Here is a 15,032-nt window from a genome sequence, read left to right as displayed (position 1 = left end):
TTGAAAAATAGGCACAAAAGCCACGAACAGCGAAGCTGAAGCCATAAACGCGGAGAGCCACGATGGGGTATTCGCGTATGGCACAACAATGTTTGCGAGAAATCTGTACACGCGTGCGAACCCGCCCACCCCTGCACGATATTTTCTTCGAGCGTCAGCAGCTTTCCTCAATCTCGCGTTGCGCGCCTGTCGAAGCTTTGAGTTTTCCCCAGCCTTACACCTCCACTCGTGAGCAGAGTACTGCCTCTGCAGCGCAAGCGATTCGAGTGGCAACTTCTCAGAAAGGCTACTCTTCACAAATCGCTCTATCCGTCTGGGGATCCGCAGTACCACTTCGTAGGCGAAAAAACAAGTCAGTGCCACGAAGATGCCGGTTGCATATAGAAGCTTCACTCCACCGTAGTGAACTCGCCAAATTGCCCACCACGCGAGGGCGGTAAGAATCACGAACCAGACAACGCTGTTGAAGTCCGCAGTCTGCAATGACTTCCAATCAGGAGGTGGACGATGGGCGACACTGCGTACTAACCAAAGGCAGCCACCCAGCGCTGCCGCAGTGAAAATGAGCCACAAAGCCAGGCCCTTGCCTATCAATCCGAAATGACGAGCAGCCAAGAGAGATAGATAAGAAATAAACAGGAAGGTGAGCACAAGAAGAGCTGCATTACGCTGACGGATCCAGTATTCGCGCCAGAACTGACCAATAGGACACGAGCACAACTTGACGGGACGAAAGATTCTCATGCGACTGCATTGTATTCACTCGGGCGGCTGGCTCTAAGGCCACCTCACTTCCTTGAAACCTTCGGCATGCGGGAGCCGAGGATCTCGGCTGCCTTCCGATCTGCCGCGGCGACCCACGCGGCGTAGACGCGGAGAGTCGTAGCGCCACCACCGCCGTGACCTAGGCGTCCGGCGACGGTGCGGAGGTCGATGCCGGCCGTCAGCAGTTCGGTGGCCGAGTAGTGGCGGAGTGCGTGGAAGTGGGTGTCGATGTCGAGGCGCTTGGCCATCTTCTTGTAGCGGTTCGACACCGACTCCGGCGAGTACGGCTTGGTGAGGTCACCCGACACCTCGTGGAACACGTAGAAGTCCTCGCTCCACGGGAGGCCAAAGCTTCGGGCCAGTTCGTCGCAGCGGTTCTTGTGTTCGCGGAGCAATACGATCGTCTCCGTGTCGAGCGCGATGCGGCGCATCTGGTGCGTCTTGGTGTCCTTCTCCCGGCCGACACCGCGCAACGTCGTGTAGCTGCTCCGCACTTCGACAATGCCTTCGTCGAGGTCGACGCGCGACCAGCGCAGCGCGCACACCTCACCGCGGCGCATTCCCGTTGTCATCGCGAGCCAGACGAGCGTTCCCCACGCTTCGTCCAGTTCGAACGCCTTGTCCACCAGCTTGGCTGCCTGCGCCGGGGACGGCGGGTCCGGCTGGGGCGGAGTTTGCTTCGGCCGCTGGGCGATTCGGGCCGGGTTCGAGCTGATCCAGTCCCACCGAACGGCCGCGTTCAGCACACCGCTGATGATCGAGTGCACCTGCCGCACGGTCGACGCCGCCATCCCCTTGCACTGGTGGGGAGCGCACTTCTTCTCGGCGCAGTCGTGCTCGCCCTCGGCCCGGTGCTCGACGAACGGCCGCCCGTCGCAGTTCAGTCGGCAGCGCCGGAGCTCCCCGTAAAATGTCTCCAGTGTCCGAGCGGTGATCTTGTTCACCGGAAGGTCACCCAGCACCGGACGGATGCTCCGTTCGATGTATCCCACGTAGCCATGCCGAGTCGTGTCTTCGATGTCCGCTGTTCGCAACCACTCGTCCACGGCGTGCGAGAAGCTCACTGAGCTGCTCGGCGAGCGCTGCGCGTCCACCCGCGCCTGGAGCTTCGTCATGACCTTGCTCGCTCGCCGGTGGGCCGCCTTGTCGGTGCCCTTGATCGTCTCCGTGAGATAGTTCGGCTTGCCCGTCACCGGGTCGACACCGGCGTACACGCGCACCTGTAGCGAGTTGCCGCGCTGGCGCACGCTGCCGCGCTGGCGGTGCTTATCGCTGGTCGCTGAGCCGCTCATGTCTACCAGCGTGAGGGGCGCTACACGGCCTGTCAATGGACAGAGCGATGGACAAGCCCAGACGGGCTAGCCTCCGACGAGACCATTTGCCCTGGTAATACTGGTGGGCCGGGCGGGGCTCGAACCCGCGGCCAAGGGATTATGAGTCCCCTGCTCTAACCTGCTGAGCTACCGGCCCCAGTGCGTCCGGGGGCGGGTGTTCCATAGTCCGACCTCCCCCGGCAGAGGTTGAACCTACCGTATGGCGCGATCGGCTCGGGCAGGCGACGGCACACAGCGGACGCGTCAGCGCTCCCGTCGCTCGGCCACCGCGCGGAGGTCGGCGGCCAGACGCTCGTGCTGGTCGTGACGCTGCAGGTACCCGGCGGCGCCGAACCAGTGGCCCCACACCTCCACGACCACCTCGCCGGTGATCCTCCGGCCGGCCAGGATCAGCCGGGCGAAGTGCTGGATCTCCGGCTCGTACTCGTCCGGCGGGCAACCCGACGCGAGCAACCCCTCGGGATCGTGCGCGTTCACCACCTCGCGCACCCCCGTCACGACCCGCTCCGCGCCACCGGGGGTCACCAGCCGCTCCTGGGCCGACGGGATCGCGGCGCGGGAAGCATGATCACCCCCGGGAAACGAGAGGCGGCATATGTGTTCGGTTTCCGTGCGATGGATCACCGCAGGCCGGACCCACGAAGAAAGCCCAGGCCTGAGACCTGGGCTCCTGCTCCCCCGGCTGGACTCGAACCAGCAACCCTTCGGTTAACAGCCGAATGCTCTGCCAATTGAGCTACAGGGGAACGCCGCGCCGGCCGGAGCGTGCCGGCCGACGGGTAGAGACTCTAACGCATGCCCGAACACCGCCTGCAGCCACCCCGGGCGGTGTGACGGCGGCGGCACCGCGCGTGCTGGGGGACAATGACGGGAGGTCCGCCAACGCCGGACGAGGAGGTGGGGAGACGATGAAGGCATTCCTGCTGGGCGCCGCCGTCGGCTACGTGCTGGGCGCCAGGGCGGGCCGCGGCCGGTACGAGCAGATCGTGCGCCACTACCGCACGATCATCGACCACCCCGCGGTCCAGGGCGCCGCCGGCATCGCCAGGGCCAAGATCGGCGAGCAGCTCGGCGAGCGGGTCCCCTTCGGCCGGCACACCGCCCACGGCCCCGACGGCCAGCGCCGCGCCGCCGACACCACGACACGCCAGGCCTGACCCGACACCCGGCCAGCACCAGGCAGCGCCGGCCGACCAGGGGCGGCCGGCGCTCAGCCCCCGGCCGTCAGCACGGCCCGGAACGCACTCGCGGAACCGCCCGGTGCGGCGGGAGCCGGCTCTCGATCCGGTGTGGGCAGGCCGGGAAGCACGCCGGGCCAGGGTCACACCCGGGCCACCACGAACACCCGGCGGAACGGGAACCACGTGCTCCCGTCACTCCGGGACGGATAGGCCTCGGCCAGCCTCGGCGCCAGCTCCGCGCGGAAACGGTCCCACGCCACGTCGTCCAGCGCGGCGCGCACCGGGCGCAGCACCGTCCCGGTGACCCACTCCAGCACCGCGCCCGGCCCGGCCACCCGGTGCAGGTACGTCGTCTCCCACGCGTCCACCGCGCACCCCGCGTCGGCCAGCGGGTCGGCATAGCCACGGGGGTCGTCGACCTCCTCCCGCCACACCACGTCACCCAGCTGGTTCACCCACTCGGGAGACCGAGCCAGCTCGCGCACCACGGCGTGGAACGGGGACGCGCCGTTGCCCGGCACCTGCACCGCCAGCCACGCTCCCGCCGGCAGCGCCCCCGCCCACCGCCGCAGCAGCTCCCGGTGGCCGGGCACCCACTGCAGCACGGCGTTCGACACCACCACGTCGGTGTCGGGCTCCGGCACCCACTCGCGGACGTCGCCCACCTCGGCGGCGATCCCCGCCGCCCGCGCCGCCGCGACCATCTCCGCCGAGCCGTCCACCGCCTCCAGCCGCGCCCCCGGCCACCGCTTCGCCAACACCGCCGTGAGGTTTCCCGGCCCGCACCCGAGGTCGACCACCCGCCGCGGCGACCGCGCCCCGATCCGCGCCACCAGCTCGTGGAACGGCCGCGCCCGCAGGTCGGCGAACTCCAGGTACTTCCCGGGATCCCACTTCACAGTACGAGCGTACTGCTATTCGGCGGTGTCGACCAGCCGTGCCGCCGCCTCCCTGGCCATCTCGGCCAGCGGCTCCGGGTCCGCCTCCGGATCCGGCCGCACCTGCAGCACCACGCCGTCCCGGCCGGGCACCTTGCGCAACACGAACCACCCGCCCCCGCCGGGCAGCTCCTTGCGGTACCGGCCGCGGATCGACCCGTCCACCCGCTGCCGCACGTGCTTGGGCAGCGCCCCCGGCCGCGGCAGCACGAACCGCGCCGGCGGGCGATCCGCCAAGACCACCGCCGCACCGGCCCGCCCGACCTCCTCGGCCTCGGTCACCGCCAGCACGCCCAGCTTCCAGACCACCTTGTCGACCAGGTGCCAGCCGATCCGCCGCACCCCGTCCGGCCCGGGCACCCACAGCCCGAGCGCGGTCACCGCCACCACCCCGCCGGACTCCACCGCCGCGGAGCTCACCACGTGCTCGCCGGGCTCGAGCGCGCCGGCGAGGTCCGGGGGCGACTCGTCTCCGAACAACCGCCGCAGCAGGTTCACGCCCCCTCCTCGCCGGCGCCCGCCACCAGCACCCGCCGAGCCGGATGGGTCGCGCGCACCGTCACACCATCCCTCCCACGGCCTGCTCCCGCAGCGCCTTCCGGTACTGCTCCAGCGCCACGAGGTCGCCGAACAGCGACCGGTAGTCCTCGGCCGCGTCCACCGGTGACAGCCGCTGCAGCTTCGACTTGATCTCCGCGATCTGCCGCCCGACGAGGTTCTCCTGCACCGCGGCCAGCACCCCCGCGACGTAGCGGACGTCGACCTCGTCCCTGGCCCGCAACGGCTCCACCGCAAGCTCCGACAGCAGCGACCGCACCGTCCCCTGTGGAGCGTGCTCGCTCGCCGCGTCGAGCAGCGCCGGCCCGCTCAGCCCGGACGCCGCCCCCCCGGCGCCGAGCACCGCCCGGTGCACCGCCACGTACGCCGGGTGGGTGAACGCCTCCTCGGGCAGCGCGTCGTACTCCGGCCCAGCGATCGCCGGCTCCTGCAGCGCCGCCTTGAGCACCTCGCGCTGCGCCCGCAGCCGCGGGTCGCCGGGGTCCGGCCGGGCGATCTCGGACGCGGACCCGTTGGCGGAACCGTTCTGCCGCGCCAGCGCCCGCCGGCCGGTGACGGTCACCGGCACGCCGGCCGACTCGCGGACCCGGCGCACCACCATGGCCTCGTCCTGCCAGCCGACCCACCACGACAGCTTGGCCGCGTAGCCGTCCCGCTTGGCCCTGTCCTTGATCCGGGCCACCAACGGCACCGTGCGGCGCAGCGCGGCCACCTGCCCGTCGACCGAGTCCAGGTCGTACTCGGCGAGCATGCTGCGAATCGCGAACTCGAACAGCGGCGTGCGCCGGGCGACCAGGTCGCGCACCGCGGCGTCGCCCCTGGCCAGCCGCAGCTCACACGGGTCCATCCCGTCCGGCGCCACCGCGATGTAGGTCTGCCCGGCGAAAGTCTGGTCGCCCTCGAACGCCTTCATCGCGGCCTTCTGCCCGGCCGCGTCCCCGTCGAAGGTGAAGACCACCTCGCCGCGGAAGGCGTCGTCGTCCATCATCAGCCGGCGCAGCATCTTCATGTGGTCCTCGCCGAACGCCGTGCCGGACGCGGCGACCGCGGTGGGCACGCCGGCGGCGTGCATGGCCATCACGTCGGTGTAGCCCTCGACCACCACCACCTGGTGCCGCCGGGCGATCTCCCGCTTGGCCAGGTCGAGCCCGAACAGCACCTGCGACTTCTTGTAGATCGGGCTCTCGCTGGTGTTGAGGTACTTCGCCTGGATCGGGTCGTCGTCGAAGATCCGCCGCGCGCCGAAGCCGACGACGTCGCCGCCGAGGTCCCTGATCGGCCACACCAACCGCCGGCGGAACCGGTCCATCGGCCCCTGCCGACCCTCCTTGGACAGCTGCGCCTTGTACAGCTCGGCCAACTCGAACCCGCGGTTCAGCAGGTACTTGGTGAGCCGGTCCCAGCCACCCGGCGCGAACCCGCAGCCGAACGTCCGCGCCGCCGCCTCGTCGAACCCGCGCTCGGTGAGGAACTCCCTGGCCGCTCTCGCGTCCGACGACGCCAGCTGCTCGGCGTAGAACTCCTGCGCGGCCCGGTGCGCCTCGACCAGCCGGGCGCGGGTGCCCGGGTCGCGCCGGACGCTGCTGCCGCCGCCCTCGTAGGTGAGCCGGTAGCCGACCCGGTCGGCCAGCCGCTCGACCGCCTCCGGGAAGCCGACGAGCTCCATCTTCATCACGAACTTGATGACGTCGCCGCCCTCGCCACAGCCGAAGCAGTGGAAGGTGCCGTGCGTCGGCCGCACGTTGAACGACGGGGTCTTCTCGTCGTGGAACGGGCACAGCCCCTTCAGCGCGCCACCACCGGCCCGCCGCAGCGCCACGTACTCGCCGACGACCTCGTCGATCCGGTTGCGCTCGCGGATCTCCGCGATGTCACTCTCCCGGATTCGTCCCGCCACGGACCCCACTCTAGTGCGCGGCCCCGCGAGCGGACGCGGCCGCCGCGTCCGGTGCAGACTGCCACCATGACCGTTCCCCCGAACGAGCGCCCGCTCGAACCCGACACCGCCGCGCCCGACGCCGCCGAGTTCGACTCCTACCGGGCGCACCTGATGTCGGTCGCCTACCGGGTCACGGGGTCGCGGGCGGATGCCGAGGACGCGGTCCAGGAGGCGTGGCTGCGGCTGACCGGGCTGACCGGCGCCGAGCGCGCCGCGATCCGCGACCGCAGGGCGTGGCTGACCACGGTGGTCGGCCGGATCTGCCTCGACCGGTTGCGCTCGGCGGCCGTGCGGCGGGAGCGCTACGTCGGGGAGTGGTTGCCGGAGCCGATCGTCACCTCGGTCGACGGGGCCGATCCGCTGGACGCGGTGGTCCGCGACGAGGGCGTGCGGATGGCCGCGATGGTCGTGCTGGACACGTTGCCGCCGGAGCAGCGGCTGGCGTTCGTCCTGCACGACGCGTTCGCTCTGCCGTTCGCCGAGATCGCCGCGGTGCTCGGCTGCTCCCCCGCCGCCGCCCGGCAGCACGCCTCGCGCGGCCGCAGGGCGGTCGCCGCCGCCGACCCGCCGCCCCGGGCGTCGCTGGACGAGCAGCGCGCGGTACTGGAGCGGTTCACCGCGGCGCTGCTGTCCGGCGACGTACGGGCCGTGGCCGAGCTGCTGCACCCGGACGCGGTGCTGATCGGCGACGCCGACGGCAAGGCCCGCACCACCCGCAGGGTCATGGTCGGCGCCGAGCGGATCGTCCGGTTCTTCGCCGGGCTGCTGGGCAAGTACCGACCGGGGGCGTTCAGCGGCGGGCGGCCGGTACTGGTCAACGGCGACCTCGGCGTGCACCTGCCGGCCGAGCCGGGCGGCGACGGCTACCTCGACCTGGACGCCCACGTGCAGACCTTCGCCATCCGGGACGGCCGGATCGTGGCGATCTACGACCAGGCCAACCCGGACAAGCTGGCCCGGCTACCGCTCGGCTGAGCTCGTCCCGGGCATCGGCACCTGGCATGCCTCCCCCGAGGTGAAGCCCTGGTCGGTGATGTCGAGGGCGCTGTTCGTCCTGGCCCGCATGTTCTCCACCGCGACGAGGTAGGTCAGCTCGATCACACCCTTGCGGCCGAACTCGCGCTCCAGCTCGGCCACCTGCTCGCCGGTCACCGTCACCGGGGTGGCGGTCATCGCGTCGGCGTAGGCCAGGGCCAGCCGCTCCTGCCGGGTGAACAGCTCCGAGGTCGGGTAGTCGTCGATGGCCTTCAGCCGGTCGATGTCGAGGCCATGGTGCCGCTGCAGCATGGTGCCGAAGTCGACGCACCAGGAGCAGCCGAGTCGCACGGCGGTGCGGTAGACGGCCAACTCGCGCACGGCCAGTGGCAGCGTGGTGGCCGCCTTCTCGACGAGCAGCTCGTGCACGCCGCCGGCCCACAGTAGCCGGGGGTGGTGGGCCGCCACCGCGAACGGCTCGGGCACGGCGCCGAAGCGCCGGCGGGCGAACCGGTAGGCCAGCCGCAGGATCGGGCCGGCGGCGGTGGCGGGCACCGCGGGAATGCGGGGCATGGCGTCCTCCCTGGGATCGATGTGTCGTCACCCGGGGGACGAGACGGCGCCGTGGGATGTGACAGCGCCATCCATGAGCGCAGCACGGAGTGGTGGCAAGCCCGGCCAGGGACGTGGTCGACGGGCGGTAGCGGCTCAGATGGCGTACCTCCAGCCGGTCAGCGCGTAGCCGCCGTACCAGACGCCGAGCGCGACGAACGCGACGGTGAGCGCCAGCATCGTGTTCCGGCTCCGGCGGGCCAGCGCCATCGCCACCGGCAGCAACAGCACGACCATGGCCGGCAGCAGGAACCGCGGCTTGGCCGCCGGCAACCCGGCGGTGCCCACCACGAGCAGCACCACCCCGGCGCCGTACAGCGCCAGCGGCCACGGCAGCCGGCGGAACGCCAGCACCCCCAACCCGATGGCGGCGAACACCGCCAGCACCGCGCCGACCTGCATCACCGACGGCCCCTCGGCCAGGGTGTCGAGCACGAACCCGACGGTCTCCCCGCCGAAGTCGTACCGGGTGTTCCACCCCCGCCACTCGATGTCCGACCACCCGGTGAGGCTGCCGGTGCGCACCGCCACGAACCCCCAGAACCCGAGCAGCCCCAGCGGGGCGAGCACGACGCAGGCCAGCGCCGCCGCGCGGTCCCGCCCCCGCCACGCCGCCACCAGCGCGGCCAGCACCACCGCCCCGATCAGCACGCTCGCCGTCGAGCGGGCCAACCCGGCCAGCAGGCAGGCCACCCCGGCCAGCACCCACTGCCGCTCGAGCACGAACACCAGCGCCCACACCGCGAGCGCGCAGAACAGCGCCTCGGTGTAGACCATGGCGAAGGTGATGGCCATCGGCGCCCCGGCGACCAGCGCCACCGCCAGCAGCCCGACCCGCGGCCGGGGGTCGAGGTGCCGGGCGAGGCGCACCAGGCCGAGCGCCATGACCAGTCCACACAGGACACTCACGGTGATCGCCGCGCCGACCTCGCCCACCCCCGGCAGCTGCGCCAGGCCCACCACCAGCGCCGGGTAGAGTGGGAAGAACGCCAGCGGCGCCTCGGGGAAGATCTCGCCGTGCGCGTCGCGCAGGCCGGGCGCCACCCCGTCGTAGCCGTACTCGACCAGCGACAGGTACCACGCGCCGTCCCAGGCGGTCAGCCGGCCGAGCAGCGTCAGGTCGTGCCGGGCGGCCAGCAGCGCCAGCACCCCGACGCCGACCGCCTGCACCAGCAGGTACACCCCGGCCGCGTGCGCGTACACCGCGGCGGGCAGCCGGCCCCGCGGCGACCGGGCGGCACCCGGTTCCACACCGGACAGGGCGTATCCGGCGCCTCTCCCACTCACGGCCGGGTGATCCTGGCGAGGAAGTACACCGCACCGGTCATGGCGTGCCGCACCAGCAGCAGGAACGGTCGGTCCACCCGGACCTCCACCGGATCGCCCTCGGGCATCATCACCAGCCGCATCATCACCGCCGTCGCCGCCGCGCCCTCCAGGCCCCGCTCGTCGAGCCGCAGCACGGCCTGGTGCAGCACGTCGGAGACCAGCAACCGCGGGTCGTCGGTGAGACCGCCGAAGTCGGCGGCCGAGGTGAACATGGTGCGCACGCCGAGCGCCCGCAGCGGCCGGGTGAGCTCGCTGCGCAGATCGAGCCGGATCCGGGGCAGCCACAGGTGCACCAGCCGCTCCCGCGTTCCGGCGAGCAGCCGGCCGAGCGTGTCCGCGTCGAGCCCGGGCTCCCGGTCGGCCAGGTCGCCGTCCGGCAGCAGCACCACCGCCTGCACCCCGCCCACGGCCGGCAGCGACACCACCTGCCAGCCGGCGTCGGCGGCGTAGCCGAGCCGCTCGACCTGGTACATCGTCGGCACCCGGCGCACGCCGTCCGGCGCGGTGAAGTCGGCCTCGGCGGTGTCGGACTCCGGGAACGGGAACACCCACGCGGTGCGCAGGTACAGCGCGTTCACCAGGGCGGCGACGGTGTCGTCGCGCACCGTGCCCGGGGTGAGCAGCTCGGGCACCAGCCCGTGGGTGGCCCGGTCGATGTCGTCGTTGATGATCCGCCGGGCACCCTCCGGGTCCTCGGCGAACGGCGCGGTCGCCACCCGGCCACCCACCCAGCCGGCCAGCTCCGCCCGGAACTCGTCCCGGATCGGCAACTTCTCCCACGCCCACAGCGTGTTCGCCACGGCGAGCACCGGCTCCTCCTGCCGCTCGGCGGGCTCGGCCAGCTCCGCGGCGGCCCGCAACAGCGCGGCCTGCTCCGGCAGCCCGGCCGGCGACCCGGCCAGCAGGTGGGCCAGCTCGCCGGCGGTGTCCCCGCGGGCGGCCCTCGCCGCCAGGGTCAGCGCGCTGGCCACCGAGTACGGCGACAGGCAGGAGTCGCCGGCCGCGCCGGCCACCGACCGGTGCAGGGCGAGGGCGAAGCTCAGGTGGGCGTGTTCGGGCTCACGGTCGGCCATTCCCCGAAACTACCGGCCCCGCGCCGGTCGCTGCCACGCACCCGCTAGCCGTGCCAGCCGGTGTGCCAGGAGTGCCAGGCCCTGGCCTGCGCGTCGGTCAGCGACGCCACCTGGTCGATCACCACCCGCAGCCGCGCCGCGTCGTCGTCGGCGGCCACCCACGCGGCGTGGAACACCGGGTCCAGCGCCTCCGGCGCGCGCCGGCACAGCACCTCCACCAGCTCGGCCAGCACCTGCCGTTGGCCCTCCTGCGTCGCCAGCCGACGCGGGTCGCTCATCACGTACCGCAGCGCCAGCGCCTTGAGCACGGCCACCTCGGCCACCACCCGCTGCGGCACGACCAGCCGCGCGCCGTACCGGCGCAGCGGCCCCTCCCCATACGCCTCCCGGGTGCCGGTCACCGCGGCGCCGGCGAACCGGCCGACCAACTCGCTGGTCAGCCGCTTGAGCGCGACCTGCGCGCCCAGCGACGAGTCGTACGGCCCGCCGGTCAGCACCGCCACCACCGGCAACCGCGCCAGGTCCGCGGCGGCGGCGTCCAGGTCGGTTACCGAGGCGGTGGTGACGTGCTTCGCGGCGAGCTCGGCGACCGCGGTGCGCTCGGCGGGGTCGGTGAGCACCCGCAGCGCGATGCGGCCGGACAGCACGCCGTCCTCCACGTCGTGCACGGAATAGGCGACGTCGTCGGCCCAGTCCATGATCTGCGCCTCGAGACACGTCCGCCGCTCCGGGGCGCCGGCGCGCATCCACTCGAACACGGCGAGGTCGTCGGCGTAGACCCCGAACTTCGGCTGCGCGGCCGCGGCGGAGGGCGCCGACGTCTCGGCGGCGTCGAGGGGGCGGGGCCACGGGTACTTGGTGGCCGCGTCCAGGCAGGCCCTGGTGAGGTTGAGCCCGGCGGGGGTGCCGTCGCCGTCCAGCGCCTTGGGCTCGAGGCGGGTGAGGATGCGCAGCGTCTGGGCGTTGCCCTCGAACCCACCGCAGGGCGCGGCGACCGCGTTGAGCGCCTGCTCGCCGTTGTGCCCGAACGGCGGGTGGCCGATGTCGTGCGCCAGCCCGGCGGTGTCGACGAGGTCGGGGTCGGCGCCGAGCTCCTCGGCGATGCCCCTGCCGATCTGGGCCACCTCCAGCGAGTGGGTCAGCCGGGTCCGCGGCACACCGCTGATCTCCGTACCCTCCCCCGGGCCCACCACCTGGGTCTTGCCGGCCAGCCGGCGCAGCGCCGCCGAGTGCAGCACCCGTGCCCGGTCACGGGCGAAGTCCCCACGCGCGGTCGGGTGCGCGCCGGGCAGCGCCGCGGTCTTCGGCGGCTCGGCGACGCGCCGCGCGCGGTCGTGGCCGGTGTATCCGTTCACCCGCGCCAGCTTAAGCCGCCCCGCCGACACTCGGCTTCTTCCCGACGATCCCGGTTGGCTGTACCGGTCGGTGCTGGTCGATGTCCCGCGCGGCGGCGTCAGCCCAGGCCGGCGCCGCCGATGTCGTCGGCCGGCCGCTTGGCCAGCCGGTAGTACAGCAGCGCGCCGGTCTCCCGGATGATGTAACGCGCCTGCGTCTCCCGGGTCTGCACCACGGGGCCGCGGTGCGTCGGCGACGTCCACGCCCGCAGCCCGAGGTCGTGGGCCATCGTGCGGGCCCGCAGCGAGTGCCACGGGTCGCTGACGATCACCGCCGAGCGCCAGCCGAGGGCGTGCGCGCGCTCCGCCACGGCGCGCAGCGTCCCGAGCGTGTCGTGGCCCTGCTCGACGGGCACGGTCCGCTCCGCGGGCACGCCCTGCGCGACCAGCCACCGGGCACCGGCCTCGGCCTCGGTGTAGGCGTCGCCGGCCTTGCTCCCGCCCGAGGTGACCACCACCGGCGCCACGCCCTGCTCGTAGAGCCGCTTGGCGTGCGCGAGCCGGGCCGCGAAGATCTCCGAGGGCCGCCCGTTGTACTGCGCGGCGCCGAGCACCACGATCACGTCGGCCCGGGAACGGTCGTCACCGCGGGCCACCTGCCACACCCGGACCGCCGTCCCCCCGATCACCAGTGCGCCGACCAGCACCGCTCCGAGCACGGTACGACCCAACCAGCGCGCTCCGGACGCCCCGTCTCCCCGTGGCCGCATGCTCCTCCCTCGCCGGCGCCGTCCGATGCCAGGTCAGCAGCCGGGCAGCCGGGCGGCCAGGTAGGACTCCAGCTTGTCCATCGCCACCCGCTCCTGGGCCATGGTGTCCCGCTCGCGCACGGTGACCGCCTGATCCTCCAGCGAGTCGAAGTCCACCGTGACGCAGAACGGCGTGCCGATCTCCTCCTGGCGCCGGTACCGCTTGCCGATCGAGCCGGCGTCGTCGAACTCCACGTTCCACAGCTTGCGCAGGCTCGTGGCGATGTCCCTGGCCTTCGGGGTCAGATCGGCGTTGCGGGACAGCGGGAGCACCGCGACCTTCACCGGCGCGAGCCGATAGTCCAGCTTCAGCACGACCCGCTTGTCCAGCCCGCCCTTGGCGTTGGGCACCTCGTCCTCGGTGTAGGCGTCGAGCAGGAACGCCATCATCGGGCGGCCCACCCCGGCCGCCGGCTCGATCACGAACGGCCGGTACCGCTCACCGGAAGCTTGGTCGAAATAGGACAGATCGACACCGGAGTGGTTGGCGTGCGTGGTGAGGTCGAAGTCGGTGCGGTTGGCGATGCCCTCCAGCTCACCCCACTCCTGCCCCGAGGAGAACCCGAAGCGGTACTCGATGTCGACGGTGCGCTTCGAGTAGTGCGACAACTTCTCCTTGGGGTGCTCGTAGTGCCGCAGGTTCTCCCGCCGGATCCCCAGGTCGGTGTACCACTCGGTGCGGAGGTCGATCCAGTGCTGGTGCCAGCGCTCGTCCTCGCCGGGCTCGACGAAGAACTCCATCTCCATCTGCTCGAACTCTCGGGTGCGGAAGATGAAGTTGCCCGGGGTGATCTCGTTGCGGAACGACTTGCCGATCTGGCCGATGCCGAACGGCGGCTTCTTCCGCGACGTGGTCAGCACGTTGAGGAAGTTGACGAAGATGCCCTGCGCGGTCTCCGGGCGCAGGTAGTGCAGCCCCTCCTCGGACTCCACCGGACCGAGGAACGTCTTGAGCAGCCCGTTGAACTCGCGCGGCTCGGTGTACTGCCCGCGCACGCCGCAGTTGGGGCACGGCACGTCGGACAGGTCGCCCTCGGCGAGTTGCTTGCCGGTGCGCTCGGCGTACTCCTCGGCGATCTGGTCGGCACGGAAGCGGCGGTGGCAGGACAGGCACTCGACCAGCGGGTCGACGAACGCGTCGACGTGTCCGGAGGCCACCCACACCTGGCGGGGCAGGATGACCGACGAGTCGAGGCCGACCACGTCGTCGCGGCCCTGCACCATGGTCTTCCACCACTGCCGCTTGATGTTGTCCTTCAGCTCGACGCCGAGCGGGCCGTAGTCCCAGGCCGACCGGGTACCGCCGTAGATCTCCCCGCTGGGGAAGACGAAGCCCCGGCGCTTGCACAGGCTGACGACGGTCTCGATCGTGTTGGCGGCCACCCACGCTCTCCAGTCATGCGGGAACGGTTATCGGAACTCTGAGCTGTCAGCGTATCCGGCCGCTCCCGCGGCCTCGCGGGGGGATTACCCGCCGCGAACACCGGTCACGGACGGCTCACCAACTCCGCGGTCACGATCCTGTTGTCCCGGTACCCGTCGGTGCCGCCGACGTAGTCCCCGCCGCAGGTGACCAGCACCAGCCGGTGCGGCCCGTCCTGGCCGAACAGCCGCTGCGCGTGCGCGGGCAGCTCGTCCTTGTGCAGGGTGAGCACGTCGGTGACCCGGTAGACCCAGCGGCCGCCGGCGGTGTCCAGCACGATGACCTCCTGGCCGGACCGGATCCGCCACAGCTCGTCGAACGGCCCCTTCCTCCGGTTCCAGTTCACGTGGCCGGACAGCAGCGCCGCGCCGTGCCCGGCACCGAGCTCCGCGCCCCACCAGGTGGCCTCCCCGAGGCTGTCCGGGATGGGCAGGGTGCCGTCGGCGGTGAGCTCGCGGCGGACCAGTGTCGCCGTGCCGCCCTCCGGCAGCCGGACGGTGCCCGGCCGTTGCGCGGCCACCTGGCGCACGGGGGCCGAGGTCGTCGCGGCGGGCGGCTCGACGAGTGGCGCGGCCGCGGGCGGTGGTGCCGTGGGCTCGGGCGGCGCCGCCCAGGGGCGGACCAGCACGAGCACCCCGGCGGCCACGGCGGCGACCGCGAGCAGGGCGGCGACCGCGGCGAGCGCGCGCCGGCGGCCCCGCGCGGGATCGACGCCTCCCGGGGCGTCGGTCGGCCCGGCGGACCCCGGCGGTCCGGCAGCCC

At 72.2% G+C, this 15,032-nt stretch carries 14 protein-coding genes and 2 tRNA genes; 2 read left to right on the top strand and 14 right to left on the bottom strand.

Features of this window, described 5'->3' with window-relative positions:
- Positions 1-788: 788 nt before the first annotated feature.
- The 4 genes from BM051_RS14090 to BM051_RS14075 form a co-directional block, all read right to left on the bottom strand.
- Entirely contained in the window at positions 789-2,057 is a 1,269-nt protein-coding gene (locus BM051_RS14090; RefSeq protein ID WP_092530586.1) for a site-specific integrase, read from the bottom strand.
- 101 nt (positions 2,058-2,158) lie between these two features.
- A tRNA-Ile gene (locus tag BM051_RS14085) sits at positions 2,159-2,235 on the bottom strand.
- A gap of 107 nt (positions 2,236-2,342) precedes the next feature.
- Positions 2,343-2,624, bottom strand: coding sequence for a hypothetical protein (locus BM051_RS14080; RefSeq protein WP_092530585.1), 282 nt, complete (start codon positions 2,622-2,624; stop codon positions 2,343-2,345).
- Between the two features lie 148 nt (positions 2,625-2,772).
- Positions 2,773-2,845 (bottom strand) — tRNA-Asn (locus tag BM051_RS14075).
- A 162-nt stretch (positions 2,846-3,007) separates the two neighbouring features.
- Here BM051_RS14075 and BM051_RS14070 point away from each other — a divergent pair.
- Positions 3,008-3,256, top strand: a complete 249-nt coding sequence (locus BM051_RS14070; RefSeq protein ID WP_092530584.1) for a hypothetical protein — start codon at positions 3,008-3,010, stop codon at positions 3,254-3,256.
- A gap of 164 nt (positions 3,257-3,420) precedes the next feature.
- Here the strand turns inward: BM051_RS14070 and BM051_RS14065 are convergent, their stop codons facing one another.
- The 3 genes from BM051_RS14065 to dnaG all read right to left on the bottom strand — a co-directional run bounded on the left by BM051_RS14065 (position 3,421) and on the right by dnaG (position 6,682).
- Positions 3,421-4,179, bottom strand: coding sequence for a trans-aconitate 2-methyltransferase (locus BM051_RS14065; protein ID WP_092530583.1), 759 nt, complete (start codon positions 4,177-4,179; stop codon positions 3,421-3,423).
- 15 nt (positions 4,180-4,194) lie between these two features.
- Positions 4,195-4,716 carry a hypothetical protein gene (locus BM051_RS14060; RefSeq protein WP_092530582.1) on the bottom strand — a complete coding sequence of 174 codons (522 nt, stop codon included), beginning with the start codon at positions 4,714-4,716 and terminating at the stop codon, positions 4,195-4,197.
- A gap of 61 nt (positions 4,717-4,777) precedes the next feature.
- Positions 4,778-6,682 (bottom strand): DNA primase, encoded by a 1,905-nt coding sequence (dnaG, locus tag BM051_RS14055; RefSeq protein ID WP_425319717.1) that lies wholly within the window; start codon positions 6,680-6,682, stop codon positions 4,778-4,780.
- A gap of 57 nt (positions 6,683-6,739) precedes the next feature.
- Between dnaG and BM051_RS14050 the strand changes: the two genes are divergently transcribed.
- The gene (locus BM051_RS14050) at positions 6,740-7,690 is read left to right on the top strand and encodes a sigma-70 family RNA polymerase sigma factor (RefSeq protein WP_092530581.1); all 951 of its coding nucleotides are present in this window, start codon (positions 6,740-6,742) and stop codon (positions 7,688-7,690) included.
- On the opposite strand, the gene BM051_RS14045 is transcribed toward BM051_RS14050, so the two are convergent.
- The 7 genes from BM051_RS14045 to BM051_RS14015 all read right to left on the bottom strand — a co-directional run bounded on the left by BM051_RS14045 (position 7,676) and on the right by BM051_RS14015 (position 14,934).
- The gene (locus BM051_RS14045; RefSeq protein ID WP_092530580.1) at positions 7,676-8,263 is read right to left on the bottom strand and encodes a carboxymuconolactone decarboxylase family protein; all 588 of its coding nucleotides are present in this window, start codon (positions 8,261-8,263) and stop codon (positions 7,676-7,678) included. The genes BM051_RS14050 and BM051_RS14045 overlap by 15 nt on opposite strands.
- 135 nt (positions 8,264-8,398) lie before the next feature.
- Positions 8,399-9,589 carry a glycosyltransferase family protein gene (locus BM051_RS14040; protein ID WP_243859620.1) on the bottom strand — a complete coding sequence of 397 codons (1,191 nt, stop codon included), beginning with the start codon at positions 9,587-9,589 and terminating at the stop codon, positions 8,399-8,401.
- Positions 9,586-10,704 carry a serpin family protein gene (locus tag BM051_RS14035; RefSeq protein ID WP_092530579.1) on the bottom strand — a complete coding sequence of 373 codons (1,119 nt, stop codon included), beginning with the start codon at positions 10,702-10,704 and terminating at the stop codon, positions 9,586-9,588. The genes BM051_RS14040 and BM051_RS14035 overlap by 4 nt, the downstream gene beginning before the upstream one ends.
- A 44-nt stretch (positions 10,705-10,748) precedes the next feature.
- Positions 10,749-12,059: a deoxyguanosinetriphosphate triphosphohydrolase gene (locus tag BM051_RS14030; RefSeq protein ID WP_092530578.1), complete on the bottom strand. Its 1,311-nt coding sequence runs from the start codon at positions 12,057-12,059 to the stop codon at positions 10,749-10,751.
- Between the two features lie 98 nt (positions 12,060-12,157).
- Positions 12,158-12,808 carry a YdcF family protein gene (locus BM051_RS14025; protein WP_092530577.1) on the bottom strand — a complete coding sequence of 217 codons (651 nt, stop codon included), beginning with the start codon at positions 12,806-12,808 and terminating at the stop codon, positions 12,158-12,160.
- Positions 12,809-12,841: 33 nt separating this feature from the next.
- On the bottom strand, positions 12,842-14,230 hold the full coding sequence (locus BM051_RS14020) for a glycine--tRNA ligase (RefSeq protein ID WP_092530576.1): 1,389 nt from the start codon (positions 14,228-14,230) through the stop codon (positions 12,842-12,844).
- A gap of 104 nt (positions 14,231-14,334) precedes the next feature.
- A complete protein-coding gene (locus BM051_RS14015; protein WP_243859646.1) occupies positions 14,335-14,934 on the bottom strand; it encodes a class F sortase in 600 nt (199 codons plus the stop codon).
- Positions 14,935-15,032 lie beyond the last annotated feature (98 nt).

Source organism: Amycolatopsis arida, from assembly GCF_900115565.1.
GTDB lineage: Bacteria > Actinomycetota > Actinomycetes > Mycobacteriales > Pseudonocardiaceae > Yuhushiella > Yuhushiella arida.
Note: the sequence above shows the minus strand (reverse complement) of the source record. Positions and strands in the feature narration are given on the sequence as shown.